Raw genomic sequence first — 20,513 nt, 5'->3', positions numbered from 1 at the left:
GCGTGAGAATAGTGGGATCTTATCATGCAATTAAGCCAGGTATCATCACGGTTTACACTCCGCTTCATTTGAATCTTATTTCAATCTTTGTTAAGGTTATTAAGTACTTTAGGGATAAACGTTTAGTCCTAGGGATGGGACGAACAAAAAAATCCAAGTAAAAAACCATTTAAATGTCAGTCGGTATACACCGTTTCTGCAACTATCCTCAGTTGTGATTACTCCTTTTTTTTCTACTTGAAATGCTCAAATAATCACACGTAAATGATCAAGCGATGAATCATGGTCATTGTAAACGTGTTTTTCTTAATGGGTTGTGGTTTAGGACAACCACCGCTTAATTTGGCCACTTCTGTCTTTATTAGGGACACATACTTGATTGTGGTCTAAGGAAAACTCTAAATGATATCCATGTATTCTACTATCGCACCTCTTTTTTCTACTAAAAAAACTCAATTATTTTACACATATGACCAGGACTAATTATGTGAATGTTAAGTATTTTTCAGTGCGTTCGTTTTGGTATACAGTGTAACGTTTTACCCATTATGTTACGTCATTCCCCCTTTTGACGTTCGTGTGAAAGTGCAGGTTGGACTAGCTTAAGAGAGTAGAATTATACAATCATGATGACTCATCACAAGATGAGGAAAACAGCAGAACTGAACATCATATGGTCAACAAACTAACGAGGTGACTGAATGAAGCCATATGTAGAGGTCAGAAATGTTTCGAAAATTTTTGGGAAATCCCCAAAAGCAGCTACGGATTTATTGAAGCAAGGCAAGTCAAAGAAGGAAATTTTGAAAGAAACGGGTCAAACGGTTGGTGTGAATAACGTCAATTTTGAAATTTATCCCGGTGAAATTTTCGTGATCATGGGGTTATCCGGAAGCGGAAAATCGACTTTGATCCGTATGTTCAATCGATTGATTGATCCAACTTTAGGCGAAATCCTAATCGAAAATGAAGATATTGTAAAGATGAATGCGGCCCGCTTAAGAAAAGTAAGGCAACAGAAAATTAGCATGGTTTTTCAAAACTTTGCTTTATTCCCTCATAAAACGATACTGGAAAATGCCGAGTACGGGCTGGAAATTCAAAAGGTGGATGTGAAAATCCGACGTGAAAAAGCCATGAGTGCGCTTGAAGCGGTTGGGTTAAAGGGATATGAAGAACAGATGCCTTCACAACTTAGCGGCGGGATGCAACAAAGGGTCGGTCTTGCACGTGCGCTTGCAAGCGATACGGATGTCTTGTTGATGGATGAGGCCTTTAGTGCGCTTGATCCGTTGATCCGTAAAGACATGCAGGATGAATTGCTAGAAATTCAAGAGCAATACAAAAAGACGATCATTTTCATTACCCATGATCTTGATGAGGCATTAAGAATCGGGGATAGGATTGCGCTTATGAAAGACGGAAGCGTCATCCAACTGGGAACACCAGAACAAATCATGATGAACCCGGCTAATGAGTTTGTTGAGAAGTTTGTTGAAGATGTGGACTTATCCAAGGTGCTTACCGCATCTCACGTGATGAAGCGGCCTGAGAAAATCGCAGTGGACCGTGGTCCAAGGGTTGCCCTTGAGATCATGCGCAAACAAGGTTATTCCAGCATATTCGTCGTAGATCGTAAGCAAGTCTTATTAGGGGCTTTGTCGGCAGAGCAAGCACGCCAGGCATTGAGAAATGACCAATCTATTTCTGAGGTGATGTCAACGGATATCCCGACGGTTCCTGAGGAAGAATTACTTGTAAACCTTATGGACGTGATGGCAACTTCCAGTCTGCCGATTTCGGTCATTGATGATAAGAGAAGAATAAAAGGAATCATTGTCCGTGGTGCCGTCATTGGGGCATTGGCAGGTAATAAAGATTCATTGAATGAACTGATAGAAATGGAGAGTGAAGTTCAATGAATATACCAAAAATCCCATTAGGCGCTTGGGTCGACTCTTTAGTGGACTGGATAACGATTGCATTTGCCGGATTATTTACTCTTATAACGAATGCGATCGAAGGGTTATTGAACCTCTTAGTAGATGTGATGAGTGTTGGACCTTCCATCGTATTGATTATTGTTTTAACTCTTTTAGTTGCCTATACAAGCAAATGGCCGTTAGGAATATTTACGTTCGTTAGCTTATTATTAATTGATAATCTAGGATATTGGGACTCAAGCATACAAACGATTGCTATCGTTTTATTATCAGGGTTCCTCACCATTCTGATAGGGATCCCAGTCGGTATCTGGAGTGCACAGAGTAAGACGGTAAGAAGAATCGTGACACCCGTTCTGGATTTCATGCAAACGATGCCTGCATTCGTTTACTTGATTCCGGCCATCCTATTTTTTGGAATAGGGGTCGTGCCAGGGATCATCGCGTCGTTCATTTTTGCCATCGCACCAACGATTCGAATGACGAGTCTTGGCATTCAGGAAGTGCCCAATGATTTGATTGAAGCAACGGATGCTTTCGGTTCAACGAGTAGCCAAAAGCTATTCAAGGTACAATTGCCATTGGCGATGCCAACGATTATGGCGGGAGTTAACCAAAGCATCATGCTTGCCCTTTCTATGGTCGTTACGGCTTCCTTGGTCGGTGCACCTGGCCTTGGGGCAGATGTTTACCGGGCAGTAAGCCAAATTAACGTCGGACAAGGCTTTGAAGCGGGCTTGTCGATTGTTATCATTGCCATCATTCTCGATCGCATCACGCAAAACCTGCGTAAACCAGCGTATGGCAAGCTTCTTAGCAAGAAAGTATTTTTCTCAGTTCTAGCGATCCTTGTGGTCGGTACGGCGTTATTTACAATCTTGAAAAAAGAAGAAGTCATGCAAGGCGGTACAAATAACTTTGGTGAACAGACCAATTATGAAATCATCGGTATCGAGCCGGGAGCCGGTTTGATGAAATTAACCAAAACGGCTATCGAAGATTACGATTTGGACAACTGGAATCTTGTCGAAGGTTCTTCAGCCGCGATGGTTGCGGAATTGAAGAAAGCGATTGATAAGAAAGAACCGATTATCGTTACGGGTTGGTCACCGCATTGGATGTTCTCAACATACGATTTGAAGTATCTTGACGATCCGAATGAATCCTTTGGCGGTGCTGAAAACATTAATACCATTGCTCGACAAGGACTCGAAAAGGATGCGCCTGGGGCGTATAAAATCCTAGATCAATTCTTCTGGGAAACGGGTGATATGGAAGATGTGATGGTCGAAGTTGCTGGGGGCAAGTCTCCATCTGAAGCAGCGGAAAAATGGATCAGTGCAAATCCTGATAAAGTGTCTGAATGGACAAAAGGTGCAAAAGCAGGAAATGGTGAAAGTATCAATCTTGTGTATGTGGCCTGGGATACGGAAATAGCCAGTACAAATGTGATTGGCAAGGTTCTCGAAAAGAATGGCTATGATGTAACACTAAGCCAAGTTGAAGTGGGACCAATGTTTGCTGGCGTTGCAAATGGAAGTGCGGATGCATTTGTTGCGGCATGGCTTCCAGGAACGCATCTTGAATATTACAATAAATATAAAGAAGATATCATCGATTTAGGACCAAACCTTAAAGGAACGAAGAATGGATTGGTTGTGCCAGATTACGTCGATATTGATTCTGTTGAAGACTTGAAATAAAGGAAAGAGGGATTTTCATTGATGAAAATCCCTCTTTTTTTTGTTTTATAAACTAGTGAGGCTTCCCTTTAATGGAAACAAATTTATTCTTCAACTCATCGTCCGTTACTTCAATTTTGCCCCTCAAGTCTTCGGATAGCAATACATAGCTTTTGACACCGATAAACTCCGAATCGGAAACGACGAAGAATCTTGCTCCTTTTTTATAAAGTGAGGAAAAGTCTTCCGTTAACTTATACATTTTCATCTTTTTTCCACCTTGGCTGTTGTTGAATGGTCATTATTAGGATGGAGAACAGGATGCTTTCATTATAAAGAGATTTCCTTCTTTAAAATAGGGGAAAATGCAAAACGTGGATAAAACTCGAATGAGGAGTAAGCAATCCCAACCGTTGAATGATAGAGTAGTAGAGGCAGTGGGATTGTATCCTTGTCAATCTCATGGATTATAGTGTTCCCCGATTGACTTGTTCTTTTAAGAGCTGAATGTTTCCTAATACGTTCTTCGATATTTCCAAGGTGGCTTCAATTGCCATTGCTTTTTGACCTGATAGTTGAAAGGTAATATCCTCGAATAAAACTTCCATGTCATCCAGAACGGCTAGAGCAGAAACATTGTATAGACGAACATCACTAAATTTTCCAGGTTCGAAAATCGCTGTATCGATATATGGTTTAAAATTACTAAGCATTTCAGGAAGATTGATGATCATACGGTCCATTCCTAGACGAATGCCTTCTATGGATGTTTCCATTTCTATGATAGGTTCCAATACTTCTTGGACGGCGTTCTTTATTTTCTGTTCATAATCCGTAAATAAACTTATAAGCAAGCTCACAGGATTACCGTAAATTCCTACTGTCAAAACGGCATTAACAGCTAGAATGATGGCGTCTAATGCTGCCTCGATCAGTGTCAGTACTGTTTTTACGCTTATGAGGATCGGCATTAATACCGTCATCCCTAAAGTGTTGATTTGATTATGTGCCATTTGGACTTGAATCTCTTTGATTTTCATGCCGACCTTTAGGTAGGGGGAGGGCTCTAAAGTGATAAGAGCTGTTTTCTGGACAGAGCCTATTCCATCTGTCGGGGATACGCTGGTTTGTATGGCTTCTGCTATACTGGCGTCCTTATCGTGAAACGTATCGGCAATGTCCTGAACTTGGCGCTCGTAATCCTGTAATTGTTTATAGACGCTTTCCTTATTTCTTTCGAGTATGTCATAGTGCGCGTCAAGTTCTCCTACAACTGCATCTACAAAAAGGTCTTTTCCGCCTTTAAATAACTCCGGGATTTCATTCGAAATAATAGTCCCTACACTTGCCACTAAGTCATCGATATCCGCTTTCAATTGCTCCAAGTACTCTTTTGGAGCATCGAAAAGAGTCTCGACGCTTAGATTCACGGATGTGATATATTCGACTATCTCAACAGGTTTAGAGTTCAGGACATTATTTAGAATCCTGCATTTGTCTTCTGCCTTATCGAGGAGCCTAATTAGTTCGTCTATGCATGCCTTCATGACAAACCCCGTTGTGGTGATACCCATAAAGACAGGTTCCCCGGCAGTTTCCTCGAACTTTTGTTGAAAGGCATCCTGAAGTGCTGTTACCCGTTGATGGAATTTTTCATTTTCGGTATGGACGATACGGACTGAGTTACCGACATATTCGCTGACCTTGCCAAGACGACCTTTCACATTATCACGTATTCCATGGGACAGTAGCATCATGTTTTCTTGGTTCATTTCGATTCTCTCATTCTGGCCCCCATATAAAGGGGCGCCTGTCCAGAGACTTGTGACGATATGATCGTCAGCTCCAATATGGACAAAGCCGTGACCTGGTTCTCCTTCTATTCCTATCTCTAATGTAAATTCTCCATTTGCATCTTGCTTGATATATCCAGTATGGTTGGAGCCAAGCATGGAAAAGGAGGGGACGCCATTATTTATTCCGTACTTCTTACCAGGAATGCGGTCGCCCATCTTAATGGTCTCTTCCGTCCCCGTCAGAAAGTCAAATTTACTATAGTAATTTGTAATATTAGCATATTCTTTATCCGGATCAACCATACCAGCAGGAAGAATCGCTGGATTTAGGGTAACGGCTTTTACTCCTGGATTATCGATTCCGACCGCATTGGTTAAAGCACCAGCAAGGGAATTTCCAGAGACGGAAGATACCTCTCCCACTTCATCATTTATATGCTCAAAATAGGCTACGGCTTCTCGGACCTGAGCAGGGGGGGCATCGCTAAGCAGTTTTGTATTCGTTCCAATCCAATCCGTATCCATTTGCTCACTGCCAACGAATACCACGGTCAGCTCTCTTGTTTTAACATTTTGAACAGTAAGTGCATCAAGACCGGTATCCGTGTTATAGATGGTATCTATCACCCTGAATTTCTTTTCATTCACCTTGAACACTTCATCTATATCATAGTGAACATAAGAATGGTATCCGGCAAGCTCGACTAAATCATTATCATCGGTGGCGTGGCTTGATAGGGTATTAACAACAGCCATAGAAGATCCTCCCTAATCTTTCATGATTTCATTTGGTGCTGTTCTTTTTAACGAGTTTTCCTTCGTCCCAATTGCTCGTCTTCGGTCGATTAAGTTATCATTCAATATGATGGAATATGAACCACGTGGGATGCCTTCCATCTTTTCGATATCAGAGACGATTTTATTGAAAATGGCTTCATCAGGGGCCTTATCTTTGTCTTTCATGTATAAATAAATGGTGAAAATGATATCCTCTGGTCCAAATGCGTCTTTCTGAAGAAAATCCCTCAATTCATCCTTACTGATATCCGGGTTTTTTAGATACATTTTATAGAGGGAATCAAATGTATCTCCTACTGGATTTACATAGTAGTGAGAGGTTGCGTATCCTTTAGCGCCTACTTTTTCAATGGCCTTTATTGGTGTTCCCACTATAGGGTAACTGGCTGTGGTTTCTTTTAAGTAGCGATCTAAGTTTGTGAAATCCTCATCAAAAGCCATGGCGTATAGTGCACCAGAAAGGGCGTTTTCCACTTGTCCCTCTTGAGACCAAACTTCATCTGTTTTTACTTTTTTCCTATCGAGATCAATGGGGACGATGGCAAAGGTATAAAAATGAGGTTCGCCGATTGACTCAACAAAAACAGATGCCCCATCAACCGCACCGATTATGTTATGGACCATAACTTCCGTCTTATATGTATCGAGGAAGAATGCCTTTACTGCCTTTTGAATCTCTTCCCGGTGACTTGCAGCGAGGTGACGGATTTCCTTTCGACTATTGCGTAGGGTGTACCCAGCCCCATGATAGTCTTGAATTCGTACAAAGTGATCTTTTTCATAAGCATTTCTTTCACCACTCGTGGCGACTATTTCCTTTTCTACTTCTTTATCTTTTGAAAGATTCATATTTAAGCATCCTCCCAGCAATACGGTTACACCTATTCCTAGCGCCATGACTTTTTTGCCCTTCATTTAAATATCCCCCCTTCAAAGATGCTGTACGATTTGAATATCCAATCATCTATTTTGCATTCCGCTTATACTCGTTTTTTACACATTACCCAACTAATGTAAATAATTCTATCATAATGGGAAATGTTACTTCTGATATCATCAAATGTTTTCAAAAAATAGGTAGAAAGGAATGGGATATTCGTAAGTTTGAAGTCCTTTGGTCTATTTGTGAGCAGAAGCTTACAACCATGATCATGATATCCGGGTTGTTTATAGTGAACATCGTTCAAAGAAGTATATTACATTTCCTCCCAAGTTAGTGTGGGCCGGACCTAAAGTCTTTAATCAAACGATTGATTAAAACAATGATGGGGGTGCAAAAGTCACCTTTTATAATGGAAAGGACGAATTAATCCTATTAAAGGAAAAAATAGTAGGTATATAGAGCGGTTTGTTTGAAAATATGGAAAAAAATGATATATATTTCGCCCAAAGTGGTTTAGAAATGTATGGAAACAGGTACTTAGACTTCTATGATGGTAGATTTAGGATTATTTATATAATCATAATTTACCATTTTATGACCCGTTTGTTAATTTTTATGGCAGAATTTGTATAGTTCTATTAAAATGTAACTAAACACATTAAAGGAGGAATTGTTATGTCACAAATTCGCGTAACCCCATCGGAACTTAAGGATGTAGCTAGACAATATGATAATGAAAGCCAGCAGGTCGTTGATATTATTGGCCGTTTGGATAAAATGAGGGATCACTTAACAGGGATTTGGGAAGGTTCTTCTAGTCAAGCCTTCGTTGGACAATATGAAGAATTAAAACCTTCATTTAATGATATGGCTCGTTTATTAAATGAAGTATCTCAACAATTGACGAAATCTGCTCAAATCCTTGAAGATACAGATAATCAAATCGCTAGCCAAATTCGCGGATAAATTAGATAAAAACGAGATAGAAGCTTTAGGGAAAAGCGCCGTGAATCTGATTGTAGATCGTGGCGTTTTTTTCTTTTAATGAGGTGATTGGCATTTATATTCAATTAACCATTGATTTAAAAAGATATACGGGCGAGGTCTTTGATCTCCAAGTGTCCAATTACCGCTCCGTCAAAAAGGTTGTGGAAATTGTCTGGGAGGTAAAGGGGATTGCACAAGTGCCACGGGAAGGATATTGGGTGCGGGTTCAAAATAAGGAGTTTGTTTGTTCCGGTTATGACACATTAGTGGATAGTGGCATCACGACGGGGGATCGGCTCGAGATTCTTTAATGGTAGAGGTATGTCTTACATATAGGAAAAAAGTCTAAAGCCCTTTAGCAGGGGTAAAGGAGTACATAGAATGGGTGAGAAAAAATCATCATATTTGGAAAAGCAAATGGAAGCGGTAATGAAGAAGAATGATGATGGATATATATTCGTTTTCCAACGTGCTAAATTGCTGATGCAGAATCCCTTGGAATTACAGCTGATTCAGGAAGTGGATTCGGTTCTTCATAAAACTATAGAGGTTTCAGAGGATGAGGTGCAGATCAGCATTGTACCGCCCACCTCTTTTTTTGCTTTTAACAAGGCACGCAATAAAAGTTCTTTGAATCGATGGATGGCTTCCCATCAAATGATTAACAAGATCAGGAGACATGAGTTAACTCGGTTACGGGTAATCGTCTGCCCGGAGAATCTGGTTTTCGATCGAAGTTTTACTCCCTATTTTCTTCATTATGGCGTAAAAGAAAGCCTGCCGCCGTATGAGGAGAACGCCAACCAGCTGTTTCAGGAAACCAAGGCGACGATTGCAGCTCTTGTTGATAGTCAGTATACATTTGATCAGTACCTTCTTTACCATAAAACTCTTAAACTATCGAAAGAAACCCAAAGTATCTTAGCGGAAGAGACTTGGGAAGGGCTGATCTTGTATGTCCAGAATCAAATAGAGTTTCTGGAAAAAGAACATAAAACATTTGTGCATATTCCAGAAAAAAAGTGGAAAATGGAGCGTTACACATTATGGGGAATAGGCATAATCTTAGTCCCTCTCTTATTCTTTACGATTTATACACTATTCTTTTCCCAACCAAGGCAAGAGGCTTATGTGGAAAGCGGGGAGAATTTCCTGAAACAGGAATATAGCCAAGTCATTGATCGATTGGAACATTTCAATCCTGAGAAAATGCCATATGTTGTTCAGTATGAGCTTTCTAAATCTTATGTCACTACCCATGGGTCATTGATGGACTTTCAGAAGGAAAATATCTTAAAGGCCATTACGCTACAGACCGATAGTCAGTATCTTCTCTATTGGATATACATTGGCCGGGGCATAAGCGAGGATGCAATCAACTTAGCGAGGATCATGGAAGATCGAGAATTGATTATGTATGGACTTTTGACACAAAAGGAACAAATTAAATCTAATGAGGATTTGTCCGGTGAAGAAAAGGAGACACAAGTGAAAGAAGTGGATACGGAGCTTAAGGAGTATAAAAAGGAAATGGATGAATATCAAAAACAGCTTGAAGAGGCCACGCAATTGGAAGAACAGGAGCAGCCTACTACAGAGCCAAATAGAGAAAGCGTAGTGGAACCGGAAGCCAAACCAGCTGTAAAAGAAGAGGAAAAGAAAAAGGAACCTGCTTCTAAAGAAGAACCTGATAGCAAGGAAGCCTCGGGAAAATCAGCTGAAGAAAAAGAGAAAGAGAATAGCAAAGATTGAGTACGTATGTGCCCTTTGCGGAGGTGAGAAAGAATGAGTTCACTATGGATTTTCTGTAAGAAGACATACCAATCTTATACGATTAGGGAGAAGCAACTGGACCCAATTACGATTGGATCATCACAAAAGGATACAATCACGATTTATTCGCTTCCCTTTAACGAGGGACACATTGAGTTGAGGAAAGATGAAGAGCTTGATGAATATATGGTATTCAGGGGCGAAGAGAAGATTGGGGAGGTAAAGCCTTTCCAGTCCTATATTTTTCACGAAAATCAGGAAGCTGTGGAAATCTTTTATGCTCCCGGAGAACTGAATGAAAGCCTTTATTATATAGATAGTTTGAAAGAAATATCGATATCCGCCCAATCAGGAGCGACGATATGCAAGCAGGAACCAAGTGGAAATGGCTTTTCCCTTGTTCGTCGTCAGGGACAATGGTTGCTCGAACCTACAGCGGACCGGCTTTTTTTAAATGGTGAAAAGGTGGAAGAAATGACGGCACTGGAAAATGGCGATTTGATCTGTTGCCCATATATGGTACTGAGGTTACTAGAAGGCGACATATTAATGGTCAAAAGTGCGGATCATTATGAAACGTCCTTATCCGAAATCATGCAGCCTATATCCGAAATGAAAAAAAGCTATCCCGAGTACCGCAGGACTCCACGGATGATCTATGAATTGCCGGATGAGAAAGTGACCATCTCATTCCCAAGTCAGGAATCGGAAGACCAGAATCGTGGGCTATGGCTGATCCTAATGCCCCCATTAATGATGTTGATCGTCATGGGAGTCGTCATGATTGTTCAGCCGCGTGGAATATTCATCCTCATATCGATTGTGATGTTCACCACCACCATGGTGACTTCCACGGTTCAGTACTTTAAAGATAAAAAGAAACAGAAGCTAAGAGCTGAAAGACGGTTACGCGTCTATACAAGGTATCTAGAACAAAAGCGAGAAGAGTTGGGCGAGTTATCGGCACAGCAAAAGAAAGTATTACTCTACCATTACCCTTCTTTTGAGAAAATGAAGCAACTGACGAATCAGATTAGCGATCGAATATGGGAGCGCACAATGGAAAGTGAAGACTTTCTCCACTTCAGGGTCGGTACGGCGTCCATTCCCTCCAGTTATGAGGTCAAGGTAAACAGCAGTGATATGTCAAATCGGGATATTGATGATCTACTTGAACAGTCCCAGGAACTTGTCGATGTTTACAAAAGCCTTGACGATCTACCCTTAACGATTGATTTGTCTAGCGGCTCCATGGGCCTAGTCGGAAAGGAAACAGTCGTCAAACGCGAGCTGCAGCAGATGATTGGCCAGTTGTCTTTCTTCCATAGCTATCATGATGTCCGGTTTGTGGCGATTTTCTCAGAAAAGGATTATGAGGAATGGGAATGGATGAAATGGTTGCCTCATTTCCAGCTGCCACATGCATACGCTAAAGGCTTCATCTATAATGAACAATCTCGTGATCAACTATTATCTTCCATTTACCAGTTACTCAGAGAAAGGGACCTTGACGAGAATAAAGGAAAAGTAAGATTCACCCCTCATTTCGTATTTATTGTCACCGACCGTACATTGATTGCGGAACATGTCATTCTTGAGTATTTGGAAGGGAAGACCGAAGAGCTGGGCATATCAACCATCTTTGCAGCCGATGCCAAGGAGAGTTTATCGGAAAATGTCCATACATTAGTGAAGTATATCAATGATCATGAGGGAGAAATCTTGATTCAGCAAACAAAAGCCGTTCATACGCCTTTCCGGCTAGATGAGCACGGTAAGGAAGGAAATGAGCGGTACGCCCGGTTATTACGGTCGCTTGACCATCAAAAAGGGATGAATAATTCCATCCCTGAAACCGTTTCGTTCCTGGAACTTTTAAAAGCCCGTGAAGTGGAGGAGCTGCCAATCAGCCAGAATTGGCTGACGAATCAGTCTTCCAAGTCGTTAGCGGTGCCGATTGGATTGAAAGGAAAGACAGATAGGGTGGAGCTGAACTTACATGAAAAGGCACATGGTCCCCACGGTCTGGTTGCCGGTACGACGGGTTCAGGGAAGAGTGAATTGTTGCAGACCTATATTCTTTCATTGGCTGTTCACTATCATCCCCATGAAGTTGCCTTTCTGCTCATTGACTATAAAGGGGGAGGAATGGCACAGCCTTTCAAGCAGATTCCCCATTTACTTGGAGTCATTACGAATATTGAGGGAAGCAAGAACTTCAGTGCCCGGGCACTTGCCTCGATCAATAGCGAGCTGAAGAAACGCCAGCGCCTGTTTGATCGCTATGAGGTCAATCATATCAATGATTACACGGATTTATATAAAGAAGGAAAAGCCGACAAGCCATTGCCACACTTATTCCTGATTTCGGATGAGTTTGCCGAGCTTAAGAATGAAGAACCTGATTTCATTCGGGAATTGGTCAGTACGGCACGGATCGGCCGGAGCTTGGGTGTTCACTTGATTCTGGCCACGCAAAAGCCAGGTGGTGTGATTGATAACCAGATTTGGAGTAATGCCCGTTTTAAGATTTCCTTAAAGGTGCAGGATGCCAATGATAGTAAGGAGATCTTGAAAAATAGCGATGCTGCGAACATTACCGTCACCGGGCGTGGTTATTTACAAGTAGGCAATAATGAGGTGTACGAACTGTTTCAGTCGGCATGGAGCGGCGCCCCTTATATGGAGGATACAGTGGGATCCGAGGATGAAGTAGCACTCGTCACGGATCTAGGGCTTGTCCAGATATCCAATGTAACGGAGCAAGTCTCTCGCACACGTAAAGAGAAAATCAGTGAAATTGAAGCTGTGGCAGATCATATTGTAGCGACGCAGAAAGAAATGAAAATTCCCAAACTGGCTAGTCCTTGGCTGCCTCCTCTTTCAAATCGACTATCACGAATTGATCAAAGAAGCCAAACGGAAAACCAGTTCTATCTAGGAATGAAAGACGAGCCCGAATTGCAGAGCCAGACGGATTATGTTTACAACTGGATAGAAGATGGAAACATCGGGATTTTCGGATCTTCCGGCTATGGCAAGTCAACGACGGTATTAACGCTTCTATTCAATTTCATCGATCAATTTTCACCTGAAGAACTGCATTATTACATTTTTGATTTTGGAAATAGTGCACTGCTGCCACTTCGACAGCTGCCACACACAGGAGATTATTTCAGATTGGATGAGATGAGGAAAATCGAGAAATTCATGTTGTTCATGAGGACGGAGATGGAAAGGCGGAAACAGCTTTTCTCTGAACGGGAACTTAGCAATATCAAGCTCTATAACGCCCTAGTTGAAGATAAGTTGCCGATTATTTACATCGTCATTGACAACTTTGACTTGGTGAAGGATGAAATGCCAGACCAGGAAGCGCAATTCATCCAGTTTGCCCGTGATGGACAATCACTTGGAATCTTTATGATCTTGACCGCTACAAGAATCAATGCCATCCGTCAGCCATTGATGAATAGTTTAAAAACGAAGGTCGTTCATTACCTAATGGACAGTTCGGAACAATATTCCGTTTTAGGCAGGACGCCTTATGAAAATGAACCAGTACCTGGGCGGGCATTGGTGAAGACAGACCAGACCTATCTGATGCAGGTGTATCTGCCAGCAGATGGAGAAGACGATGTAGCCGTTTTGGAAGAAATGAAACAGGTCGTGGCTGAAAACAAGACTCGATACAAGGATTTGGCTAAGCCGCCAGCCATTCCAATGTTGCCAAATCGCCTAGACTTGGCGTCATTCAAGACGTACTATTCACCATCTACCAAGAAAGGGCTCATACCAATCGGCCTTTCAGAAGAGAGCGTATCTCCTGTATGGGTAGATTTGCATGCCAACCCATTCTTACTTATTGTCGGTCAGTCACGTAAAGGGAAAACGAACATGCTTAAAGTGGTCTTAGAAACGCTTCTTACCCAGACGGTCGGGGAAGTTGGCATATTTGATGGAGTGGATCGCGGTCTATCACCTTATGCAAGCAGGGAGACAGTACGTTACGTAGAAACGAAAGACCAAATTACAGAATGGCTCGATCACATCACGGAAATATTTGAGGCTCGTGAACGCCAGTATTTAGAGGCCTTGGAACAGAAGCCGATGAAACAGATTGATTTTTCATCCGTCATCTTTGTTATCGACAGCATTTCAAGATTCCAGCAAGCGATTGATGGAAGAATTCAGGACAAGATAAGCGGTTTAATGAAACAATACAGCCACTTAGGTTTTTCCATGCTCGTGGCTGGAAATGCGAATGACTTCACGAAGGGGTATGATTCCCTGACAACGGAATTGAAACAGATCAGGCAGGCAATCTTGCTTCTGAAAAAATCGGATCAGAGTTTATATACGCTCTCGTATTCAAGAAAAGAAGAAGAAATTCAGCCAGGGTACGGTTATTTTGTTCTAAATGGCAGGGAAAGTAAAATCCAGATTCCACTAAGTGAATAAGAAGGAGGGAGAAAGACGTTGAATAAGACAATAAAGCCGTTGTTATTAATTGGGAAGATACTTGTGATCATTGCTCTGCCCATCTTGTTTTTTTCTTATATCGGTCAAAACCCAATGAAGAAAACAGAAACGGCTTCTCGTGAGATTGCTATTGTCAATGAAGATAATGGGGCGGAATATGATAAGAACCAGATTCAAGTCGGATCAGAACTTGTCACGACTTTGGACAAGGATTCTGAATATGATTGGGTCGTCGTCAACAGAAGTGCCGCGGAAAGTGGATTGGCTAATAAAAAGTATGATGCGATCATTTATTTCCCATCGGACTTTTCCAAGAACATTTATACCTTTAATGAAGAACAACCAGTCAAAGCGGGGGTTAAATACAAGGTCCAGACAAGCTTAAATGCGGAAAATATGGAAAAGGTCCAAAAAGAGTTAGAGAAGACCAAGAATAAAATGAATAAGCATATTTCCACGCAATACTGGAGCTATGTATCTCAATCGGTAGAAGATATCCGCAAAAAATTCGATAAAGTTTTGACGAAGGAAATCGCTTTCCAAAACACGATGTATGAATTTTATACCCCAAGCTCAGAAAGCCTGGCTGGGGAAATCAAGCAACATAAGGATATGCTCAAAGGGGTTTTCGCTTCCACGAAGAGTGCAGGGGAAACCACCAATGAAACATTAGGTGAAATGGGAAAAACAAAAGCACAAATGGCCTCTTTCGTGGAGGAAGTTGTGACGTTTGAGGAATACCAGAAAGCGCAAAGTGCTCTTTTTGCTTTGACATCCACCCAAAATCAACAGCTGATCATGGATAGCATCCAAGCGTATGATGGGGTGCTGAATGAGGGAGTCCAGACGATACCGAATATCCAAAAGGATACTAAACCGGGATTTAGTCTGAATGAACAAGGCATGAATGAGAACGTGGTGATGATGCAAGAAAAAATCGAGAGCAGCACTAGTAACCTGGAGGATTTCTCCAGCAACATGAAAGAAAAACAGGTGGAACAAATCTCGAAAATAAAGGATGAACAACAAAGTTCGATTGATCAATTTAAACAATCGGAAGAGGACGGACTAAACAAGCTTCAGACAACTTTATTGGAGCAACGTGGAAGTTTGGCCAACAGCTCGGGGGATAAAGATGAAATCGGTGGAGGCGATACACCGATAGAAGATGTTGATACAGGAGGAAAAGGGGATTCAGAGGCAGCGCCTTCAAAAAAGGAAGCAATCGATGATATCTCACTTCAAGTGTTACTGGATAAAATTAACGGTATGAATACGACCCTTGAAAGTTTGGTGCCGGCAGAAGGCAGTGAAGGGGCAAAAGATCAAATTAGCTCTCTTGCAGGCAGTCTGCAAGAGGAAATCAATGGTCTGAGCGGGACCTTGAATAAAAGAACGGAAAACTATAATCAAGTTGTCGTGCAATTCAATGCATTGATAGATTCATATAATACGTTACTAACAAATTATAAGAAACTACAAACTGATTATGAAAAGCTGGGAAAAGATTATAAGGACTTGGGTAATCAATGGGAGCAATCACAGGAGGATATTCAAAAATTACAGGATATCCAAAGTATGACCATCAATGAGACCCTTACGGAAATCAAGAAAACAGAAGACGAGCTACTTAAAAAAGTGGGAGGAGAAAGACGGGCGGCATTAGTGGATGTCTTTAATCGATCCATCCTGAGCCGTGACTCAAATGCCCTTCTAGCTTATTATGGTTCGCTTTCTTCCTACGGGGAACTTGTTCAACGAGTCAATGAAACGAAAGAAAGTTTGGACGAAGTATTTACCGCCAATATGAACGAATTAGAAAATATGAAAAATGGAGTTTCTGGTATCGTCGATGAAGAGGCGAAACTTGTCCAATCAAGCCTTTTGGGAGTGGAAGAAGACTTTGGGGCTTTATCTAGCTCGATGCTCGACTTTATATCAGAATATGACGAAAATGTTGAAGTGGAACATGCAGCCACGCTGGAGGAATTAGCAGCGATATCAGCGAGGGCTCAAGAAGTAACGGCAAATCTGACCGGTAATATGGAGACTCCCGAGATGGAGGAGGCCCCTGTTGGAAGTCTTAACGGAGAAATGTTTGTATCTCTTCAGGATTCCACGGCAACCACTGTCGGTTATATTTCGGAGCTAGTCCATTCTGTCGCAGAGCGTCAAGATACCGTTACGAAAGATACATCAGACCTTCAAGCAAAAGTGGGATCCGTTCAGGAAAGAGCCGATCAGCTTAATGAAAATTGGGCTCAAAACGTGGATTCCACGAAGAAAATCAAAACCGATGTCTACAGTGTTTTGAATAATACGTTAGTGGATGATCAGTCGAACGGGTATGTGTACGAGTATTTGGCGAATCCCGTTCAAATCAGCGGGGAAGTATTGCAACAAGAAAAGGTTAATATCCCACCAATCGTGATGTTAGTGATCATCCTTATCTCAGGATTATTGATTGGTTTCTTCCTGCACCATTATGCATCCGTTCCGATGCTGGTGCATGCAGCCTTATTCGCATTACTGAACTTGATCGTCGGCTTGATCATTAGCATGTATGGGCTGAAAATTTATCCGCTTGGCGATATGCAGGCGATTAAATGGACCGTTTTCACTGTCCTGCTTCTATTCTTCTGCTCAGCTTTCACACAGCTTGCCTTTGCGATAGGACCATTTGTCGGGGCGATTCTGGTCATTGGTTTAATCAGTTTCTTTACGATTCCATTATTAGACCTGATCATGCCTAACTTCAATGTCGACCACCCGGTAGCCAATGTCTATATGTCCATTCAATTCGGGAATCAGTTGGCCTTTATCCCGGCTACTACCATTTTGATTATACTCACGCTGGTTGCTGCGGTCCTTCCTTATGTTATGAAGCGTCTTGCAGGTAAAAGAGAGATGGCCCATGAAGCGGAGTAAACAGGTAATTCTCGTGTTCTTCTTCATCCTCTTCAGCCAGCCTATTGATGGGCAAGCTGAGGAGGAACCCATCGTGGAGCCGAATGTGTATCAGGAAAAGGATATCAATATCCAAACTGAATATTTTCATGATGAGGTGTTATTAAAACAGAAGGAGAAAATTCCGGAAGAAGTAAAAGGACTTACTTTTGAAAGAGGAAAGTATGATGTCATAGATTCGATAGAAGAATCCCTTTTTCTTTCTCCTATGACGGAGGATAATAATATCATTGCTTCCAAAGCGGAAGAAATGGGGTTGTTTTCTTCAGAAGTCCCCATTCGAAAGAGAGATAGGGAAGAAGAGAACTCTTTTCTGAACTTTGATCTATCATTGTTACTGGCGATTGTTTTAGGAGTTGCCGTAGTGTGTCTGTTTGTTATCCTTATCCCAAGAATGGGTAAGTTGAATCAAGAAGGAAATAAGAAATGAAGAAGCCCGACTCCAGATTTAGGAGTCGGGTTTTTCTTTTTCCTTATTTTGAAAGGGTGATCAGGAGACCTAAAAGAAGGGCTATGGTAAAGACCCATATAAAGAATTTTTTATACATATTCATTACCTCGAATCGTCAAAATGTGATAATTCATTTTAGCATATGTATGGGGAAAGAACCGAAGTTGGATAGAAGCAAAAGATTTTTAGTGTTAAAAGAGAATGGGTTTTTTAATGAAAAAATAGGGTAATGGATGTTGTGGATAAAAATGTAAAATTGGAGGTGCGATGGTGGAGAAAAAACAGTGGAAGCTAGGGATGATATGTCTGGCCACTCTCTTCGTTTTGCTTGCTCTTTCTGGTTGTAATACGAAAGATGAAAAGATGAACGGAGAAGAAAAGGAAGAAGTACGTGGTGAGAATACCGAAAAAAAAGGGCGTTCAGAAGAAGATGAAGAGCTGGAAGAAGATTTCGAGATTGCTACCACCGTTGAAGAAAGGACTAAAGAAAACCCTGGGAAGTACACAGGGAATAAATACAATAAAGCCATTATACATAGAGCATTAGACAATCAGGACTTTCAGGAAAAGGATAGCTTCGAAGTTTATCAGAGCTTATTAAAACTAATGGGCGAAGGTGCAAACTACAAAGAAAAGTATCAGTTTTTCGAAGCATTCGACCCTTCCATTGAAACGGCGGTAACAGAGATGCCAGGTGGAATCACCATCGACGGCAGTGGTGAATTGGGAATCGACGTGAATATTGCAATTTTGCTTGACGCTAGTGGAAGCATGAACCAAAAAGTAGGCGGGAAAACAAAAATGGAGCTGGCGAAAAAAGCGATTAATGAATTTGTAGCTTCCCTTCCGGAAGAGGCAAATGTCATGCTCCGTGTCTATGGGCATAAAGGAAGCAACGATGATAAAGATAAGAAGATATCCTGTGATAGTACGGAAGTGGTTTATGGTTTGGCCCCATATAATAAAGGGGACTTCAGGAAAGCTTTAGATAAATTTAAACCGACAGGATGGACACCGATTGCCAAGACCATTTCGGAAACAAAGAAAGATTTTGAAAAAGCGGGTTCAGAAGGTCAAAATATCATTTATGTCGTCAGCGATGGAATTGAAACCTGCGACGGTGATCCAGTGAAAGCAGCTAAAGACTTGCATGATTCCAATATTGAACCAGTGATTAACATCATAGGGTTCGATATGGATAGTGAGGGGCAAAAACAATTACGTGAAGTTGCTGAAGCTGGCGGAGGGAAATTCGAAATGGTCAATAATGCCGATGATTTCAATAAGATGTGGGATGAAGAGCGTAGAGATCTGTGGAACCAATGGTGGAATTGGGGCAATGAAAATTGGAGTACCGTTCGGGATGAACAAAATAAGAAGACATCGTCTTTACTTGATGAAAAAAACAGTTTTTCTAGGCTTTCCTCTGATGAAAGCAATCGCATGTATGAGGCTACGAGTTATTTAAAGGATAAGAAACAAATAAATTATGAGACTTGGGAGGAAGCTCGCAGTTTAGTCAAACAACGCCGTGAAATAATAAAAGAGTATTATGACGAAAAATATGAAGAATTGAACACGACAGTGAAAAATGAAGGGGAGGGTTTAAAAGAATCAATTAAAAAGAAAGAAGAAGAAATGAAAGAGAAATATAAAGATTAATAATCAAAGGGGCTGTCTAATAGCCCTCTTTCAAGAGGATTCATGCACAAAATAAAAGGCAGAAATGTTGTTAAATCAACGTTTCCGCCTTTTATTATATATACGATTTCGGCGTAATTACCCCTTTTGAGTGTGTCTTTATTTGAATAATTGCGGATATATGGTCTTTGCAGTTAGTTCTACGGCTTCTCCGATACGCGGTCCGGGACGTGACATGACGTCTTCGTTAAGCTGATATACTTGGTCTTCCTTCACGGCGCTGACATCTTTCCAACCTTTACGAGATTTGATTTCATCCACAGCATTGTCCACATAGCCTACGGTTGTAATGATGGCATCCGGGTTGCGCTTGACGACTTCTTCATCTGCTATTTTCGCCCAGCCCTTTTGGTCGGCAAAGATATTTTCGATACCGGCAGACGCCAAGATCTCTTGTTGGAAGGTTTCAGCTCCCGCTGTATAGATTTCCGGAGAAGGGCTGATTTCGAAATATGTTTTTTCTTTAGAATCGACACTTGCCACCTTTTCTTCAACATCTTTGATTTGTTTTTTTATGTTTTTGACTAGGTCTTCCCCTTTGTCCGTTACGCCCATGACTTTGGCAATTTGATCAATATCACTATATACATCATCAAAGGTCACTGCTGATTTAATAATGAAAATGGGGATTCCCGCATCTTCAAGCGGCTTTAATGCTGCTTCATCGCCTATTGTATAGGCAATGATAACATCCGGTTTCAAAGAGATGATTTTTTCGGAATTGATCGTCATCGAATCAGAGACACGCTCGACATCTTTAGCTTCCTCAGGATAGTTATCGAAATCCGTCGCTCCAATCACCTTATTCCCTACACCAAGGGCATATAAAATCTCCGTATTACTGGGTTGAAGTGAAATGACCGTTTCCGGAACCTTATCAAATGTGATTTCTTTTCCGCTATCATCAGTGACGGTATAGGATTTGACTTCTTCAGTTGTTGCAGGATCTTTTTTCTCTAGCGATTTCTGATCATCATTCGAGGCACATCCTGTAAGGAAAAGGGCGACCATCAGAAGGGCAATCCAACTGGATCTTACTGTTCTTATCAT

General features: G+C 41.4%; 13 protein-coding genes. 9 read left to right on the top strand and 4 right to left on the bottom strand.

Going from position 1 to position 20,513, the window contains the following annotated elements; all coding sequences use genetic code 11:
• The first annotated feature begins 701 nt into the window (after positions 1-701).
• Together ACQKL0_RS18310 and ACQKL0_RS18305 are read left to right on the top strand one after the other, a co-directional pair.
• Positions 702-1,922, top strand: a complete 1,221-nt coding sequence (locus ACQKL0_RS18310) for a quaternary amine ABC transporter ATP-binding protein (RefSeq protein ID WP_402875515.1) — start codon at positions 702-704, stop codon at positions 1,920-1,922.
• Positions 1,919-3,646: a glycine betaine ABC transporter substrate-binding protein gene (locus ACQKL0_RS18305; protein WP_402875517.1), complete on the top strand. Its 1,728-nt coding sequence runs from the start codon at positions 1,919-1,921 to the stop codon at positions 3,644-3,646. The genes ACQKL0_RS18310 and ACQKL0_RS18305 overlap by 4 nt, the downstream gene beginning before the upstream one ends.
• A gap of 52 nt (positions 3,647-3,698) precedes the next feature.
• Here ACQKL0_RS18305 and ACQKL0_RS18300 read toward each other — a convergent pair whose 3' ends face one another.
• From ACQKL0_RS18300 to ACQKL0_RS18290, 3 genes are all read right to left on the bottom strand, one after another.
• A complete protein-coding gene (locus ACQKL0_RS18300) occupies positions 3,699-3,893 on the bottom strand; it encodes a hypothetical protein (RefSeq protein WP_402875518.1) in 195 nt (64 codons plus the stop codon).
• A gap of 199 nt (positions 3,894-4,092) precedes the next feature.
• Positions 4,093-6,177, bottom strand: coding sequence for an SA1320 family protein (locus ACQKL0_RS18295; protein ID WP_427689014.1), 2,085 nt, complete (start codon positions 6,175-6,177; stop codon positions 4,093-4,095).
• A 12-nt stretch (positions 6,178-6,189) separates the two neighbouring features.
• Positions 6,190-7,134: a DUF1672 family protein gene (locus ACQKL0_RS18290; protein WP_427689012.1), complete on the bottom strand. Its 945-nt coding sequence runs from the start codon at positions 7,132-7,134 to the stop codon at positions 6,190-6,192.
• Positions 7,135-7,777: 643 nt separating this feature from the next.
• On the opposite strand from ACQKL0_RS18290, the gene ACQKL0_RS18285 reads away from it, so the two are divergent.
• The 7 genes from ACQKL0_RS18285 (at position 7,778) to ACQKL0_RS18255 (ending at position 19,424) form a co-directional block, all read left to right on the top strand.
• Complete coding sequence (locus tag ACQKL0_RS18285) at positions 7,778-8,068, top strand: WXG100 family type VII secretion target (RefSeq protein WP_402875524.1); 291 nt, start codon at positions 7,778-7,780, stop codon at positions 8,066-8,068.
• 92 nt (positions 8,069-8,160) lie between these two features.
• Positions 8,161-8,400, top strand: a complete 240-nt coding sequence (locus ACQKL0_RS18280; RefSeq protein ID WP_402875549.1) for an EsaB/YukD family protein — start codon at positions 8,161-8,163, stop codon at positions 8,398-8,400.
• Positions 8,401-8,470: 70 nt separating this feature from the next.
• Entirely contained in the window at positions 8,471-9,841 is a 1,371-nt protein-coding gene (gene essB / locus ACQKL0_RS18275) for a type VII secretion protein EssB (protein ID WP_402991621.1), read from the top strand.
• Between the two features lie 33 nt (positions 9,842-9,874).
• Positions 9,875-14,323: a type VII secretion protein EssC gene (gene essC, locus ACQKL0_RS18270; protein ID WP_427689010.1), complete on the top strand. Its 4,449-nt coding sequence runs from the start codon at positions 9,875-9,877 to the stop codon at positions 14,321-14,323.
• An 18-nt stretch (positions 14,324-14,341) separates the two neighbouring features.
• A complete protein-coding gene (esaA, locus tag ACQKL0_RS18265; RefSeq protein ID WP_402875529.1) occupies positions 14,342-17,272 on the top strand; it encodes a type VII secretion protein EsaA in 2,931 nt (976 codons plus the stop codon).
• Entirely contained in the window at positions 17,259-17,741 is a 483-nt protein-coding gene (gene essA, locus ACQKL0_RS18260) for a type VII secretion protein EssA (protein WP_402875530.1), read from the top strand. Before esaA ends, essA begins: the two co-directional genes overlap by 14 nt.
• Before the next feature lie 288 nt (positions 17,742-18,029).
• Positions 18,030-19,424 carry a VWA domain-containing protein gene (locus ACQKL0_RS18255; RefSeq protein ID WP_427689008.1) on the top strand — a complete coding sequence of 465 codons (1,395 nt, stop codon included), beginning with the start codon at positions 18,030-18,032 and terminating at the stop codon, positions 19,422-19,424.
• A gap of 138 nt (positions 19,425-19,562) precedes the next feature.
• Here the strand turns inward: ACQKL0_RS18255 and ACQKL0_RS18250 are convergent, their stop codons facing one another.
• Positions 19,563-20,513 (bottom strand): ABC transporter substrate-binding protein, encoded by a 951-nt coding sequence (locus ACQKL0_RS18250; RefSeq protein ID WP_427689006.1) that lies wholly within the window; start codon positions 20,511-20,513, stop codon positions 19,563-19,565.

Source organism: Peribacillus sp. NPDC097264 (assembly GCF_050277925.1).
Taxonomy (GTDB): Bacteria; Bacillota; Bacilli; order Bacillales; family DSM-1321; genus Peribacillus.
Note: the sequence above shows the minus strand (reverse complement) of the source record. Positions and strands in the feature narration are given on the sequence as shown.

Coding starts and splice junctions, on each gene's coding strand:
- ACQKL0_RS18310 (WP_402875515.1), top strand. CDS start 702: ATGAAGCCATATGTAGAGGTCAGAAATGTTTCGAAAATTTTTGGGAAA.
- ACQKL0_RS18305 (WP_402875517.1), top strand. CDS start 1,919: ATGAATATACCAAAAATCCCATTAGGCGCTTGGGTCGACTCTTTAGTG.
- ACQKL0_RS18300 (WP_402875518.1), bottom strand. CDS start 3,893: ATGAAAATGTATAAGTTAACGGAAGACTTTTCCTCACTTTATAAAAAA.
- ACQKL0_RS18295 (WP_427689014.1), bottom strand. CDS start 6,177: ATGGCTGTTGTTAATACCCTATCAAGCCACGCCACCGATGATAATGAT.
- ACQKL0_RS18290 (WP_427689012.1), bottom strand. CDS start 7,134: ATGAAGGGCAAAAAAGTCATGGCGCTAGGAATAGGTGTAACCGTATTG.
- ACQKL0_RS18285 (WP_402875524.1), top strand. CDS start 7,778: ATGTCACAAATTCGCGTAACCCCATCGGAACTTAAGGATGTAGCTAGA.
- essB (WP_402991621.1), top strand. CDS start 8,471: ATGGGTGAGAAAAAATCATCATATTTGGAAAAGCAAATGGAAGCGGTA.
- essC (WP_427689010.1), top strand. CDS start 9,875: ATGAGTTCACTATGGATTTTCTGTAAGAAGACATACCAATCTTATACG.
- essA (WP_402875530.1), top strand. CDS start 17,259: ATGAAGCGGAGTAAACAGGTAATTCTCGTGTTCTTCTTCATCCTCTTC.
- ACQKL0_RS18255 (WP_427689008.1), top strand. CDS start 18,030: ATGGTGGAGAAAAAACAGTGGAAGCTAGGGATGATATGTCTGGCCACT.
- ACQKL0_RS18250 (WP_427689006.1), bottom strand. CDS start 20,513: ATGATAAGAACAGTAAGATCCAGTTGGATTGCCCTTCTGATGGTCGCC.